The 2,622-nt window shown below is 65.2% G+C and carries 1 protein-coding gene; it reads right to left on the bottom strand.

Features of this window, described 5'->3' with window-relative positions:
* A partial coding sequence (locus tag A6723_RS12540; RefSeq protein ID WP_139092966.1) for a VCBS domain-containing protein occupies positions 1 to 2,622 on the bottom strand: 2,622 nt, incomplete at both ends.

The raw sequence follows: 2,622 nt of genomic DNA, 5'->3' as shown, positions 1-2,622 counted from the left end.
CATCGGCGGCTTTCACGGTGAAGGTCTCGGTGAGCTTGTCGCCGACTTTCAGTTCGTTGAAGGCGGAGTTGGCGACGAAGCTCCAGGTGCCATCGGCAGCCAGGCTGAACGTGCCATAGCTGCCGGCGGTGCTGGCCTGGGGCTGGAAGCTGGCTGGGCCGTCGACGTCGCTGATGTCGAGCTTGCCGCCGATGGTGACCGGGGCATCGGTTTCGTTGGCGCTGCCGCTGGTCTGCCCGCCAATGATGGCCGCGTCGTTGCTGCCGGTAAYGGTGATGGTGAYGGTCTGCGGGTCGCTCAGCGCGCCGTTGTTGTCCTTCGCCTGGTAGGTGAAGGTGACGTTCTCGCTCTGGCCGRCGGCCAGGTGGTCGAACGCGGTGCCGGGGGTGAAGGTGTAGCTGCCRTCKGTGTTGAAGGCGAGGTTGCCTTTGCCCTGGGCGATGCCGGTGGCCAGCTGGTAGCTGGCGATGGTGCCGTCGATGTCGGTGGCGACCGGAACCTGGCCGTGCAGAACGGTGTTCTCTTCGGTGGTCTGGGTATCGGCGTAGGCGACCGGCTTGTCGTTGGTGCCGTTGATGGTGACGGTCACGCTGGTGCTGGTGCCGTCGGCGGCCTTCACGGTGAAGGTGTCGGTGAGTTGATCGCCGACTTTCAGTTCGTTGAAGGCCGAGTTGGCGACGTAGGTCCAGCTGCCGTCGGTGCCGAGGTTGAAGGTACCGTGCAGGCCGGCGACGTTGCTCTGCGCCTGGAAGCTGGCTGGGCCGTCGACGTCGGTGACATCGAGCTTGCCGCCGAGGGTGACCGGGGCGTCGGTTTCGTTGGCGCTGCCGCTGGTCTGGCCGGTGATCACCGCCGCGTCGTTGGTGCCGGTGACGGTRATGGTGATGGTCTGCGGGTCGCTCAGCGCGCCRTTGTTGTCCTTCGCCTGGTAGGTGAAGGTGACGTTCTCGCTCTGGCCGGCGGCCAGGTGGTCGAAGTCGCTGCCCGGATTGAAGGTGTAGCTGCCATCGCTGTTGAAGGTCAGCGAACCTTTGCCCTGTGCCACGTCGGTGGCCAGTTGATAACCCGCGATGGTGCCATCGACRTCGGTGGCGRCCGGAACCTGGCCATCGAGAACGGTGTTCTCCTCGGTGGTCTGGGCATCGGCGAAGGCCACCGGCTTGTCGTTGGTGCCGGTCACGGTRATGGTGATGGTCTGCGGGTCGCTCAGGGCGCCGTTGTTGTCCTTCGCCTGGTAGGTGAAGGTGACGTTCTCGCTCTGGCCCTGGGCCAGGTGATCGAAGGCGGTGCCCGGGTTGAAGCTGTAACTGCCGTTGGCGTTGAAGGTCAGCGTGCCCTTGCCGGCGGCGACGTTGGTCGCCAGCTGGTAGCCCGCGATGGTGCCGTCGATGTCGGTCGCAGCCGGTACATGGCCGTTCAGCACGGCGTTTTCGTCGGTGGTGACGGTATCGCCGAAGGCGACCGGCTTGTCGTTGGTACCGATGATGTTCACGGTCACCGTGGCGCTGGTGCCATCGGCAGCCTTGACGGTGAAGGTGTCGGTCAGGGTCTGGCCCTGCTTCAGCTCGTTGTAGGCGCTGCTGGCGACGTAGGTCCAGTTGCCGTCGGTACCGAGATTGAAGGTGCCGTACTTGCCGGCGACGTTGCTCTGGGCCTGGAAGCTGGCCGGGCCGTCGACGTCGGTGATGTTCAGCTTGCCGCCGGTGCTGATCGGCGCGTCGGTTTCATTCACGTCGCGCGAGCTGACACCGCTGATGACGGCGGCGTCGTTGCTGCCGGTAACGACGATGGTGATGGTCTGCGGACCGCTCACGGCACCGTTGTTGTCCTTCGCCTGGTAGGTGAAGGTGACGTTCTCGCTCTGGCCAGCGGCCAGGTGGTCGAAGGCGGTGCCCGGGTTGAAGGTGTAGCTGCCGTCCTCGTTGAAGGCCAGGGTGCCCTTGCCCTGGGCGAGATTATTGACCACTTCGTAGCGGACGATGGTGCCGTCGACATCGGTGGCGACCGGGACCTGGCCGTGGAGAACGGTGTTCTCTTCGGTGGTCTGGGTATCGGCGAAGGCCACCGGCTTGTCGTTGGTGCCGTTGATGGTCACGGTGACGCTGGCGCTGGTGCCATCGGCGGCTTTCACGGTGAAGGTCTCGGTGAGCTTGTCGCCGACTTTCAGTTCGTTGAAGGCGGAGTTGGCGACGAAGCTCCAGGTGCCATCGGCAGCCAGGCTGAACGTGCCATAGCTGCCGGCGGTGCTGGCCTGGGGCTGGAAGCTGGCTGGGCCGTCGACGTCGCTGATGTCGAGCTTGCCGCCGATGGTGACCGGGGCATCGGTTTCGTTGGCGCTGCCGCTGGTCTGCCCGCCAATGATGGCCGCGTCGTTGCTGCCGGTAACGGTGATGGTGACGGTCTGCGGGTCGCTCAGCGCACCGTTGTTGTCCTTCGCCTGGTAGGTGAAGGTGATGTTCTCGCTCTGGCCGGCGGCCAGGTGGTCGAACGCGGTGCCGGGGGTGAAGGTGTAGCTGCCGTCTGTGTTGAAGGCGAGGTTGCCTTTGCCCTGGGCGATGCCGGTGGCCAGCTGGTAGCTGGCGATGGTGCCGTAGATGTCGGTGGCGACCGGAACCTGGCCGT

The sequence above is a fragment of the Pseudomonas sp. AU11447 genome (assembly GCF_001672555.2).
Classification (GTDB): Bacteria; Pseudomonadota; Gammaproteobacteria; order Pseudomonadales; family Pseudomonadaceae; genus Pseudomonas; species Pseudomonas nitroreducens.
This window is presented reverse-complemented; position numbering and strand designations above follow the sequence as displayed.